Annotated in this window: 1 protein-coding gene; it reads left to right on the top strand. The window is 63.8% G+C overall.

Translation table 11 applies throughout. From position 1 onward, the window contains the following. On the top strand, positions 1 to 240 hold a 240-nt coding region (locus tag QSV46_RS40905; RefSeq protein WP_409997311.1), incomplete at both ends, for an ABC transporter permease subunit.

Raw genomic sequence — 240 nt, 5'->3', positions numbered from 1 at the left:
AAGCGTATCTATCTCATCACCTCGGCGCTCGGCGGCGCGCTCGCCGGCCTCGCCGCCTGCCTGCTGGTGCTGCAGTATGACGTGCATCCGTTCGTCGGGCTGTCGTTTGGGCCGATCACGTTCTTGATCTGCGTGCTCGGCGGGCTCGGCAATTTCGTCGGCGGCTTCATTGCGGCGTTCGTGTTCGCCCAGATCATTTCGCTGGGCGGCCTGTACTCCGACCTCGAATGGGGTTACGTG

The organism is Bradyrhizobium cosmicum, assembly GCF_032290525.1.
Lineage (GTDB): Bacteria > Pseudomonadota > Alphaproteobacteria > Rhizobiales > Xanthobacteraceae > Bradyrhizobium > Bradyrhizobium cosmicum_A.
This window is presented reverse-complemented; position numbering and strand designations above follow the sequence as displayed.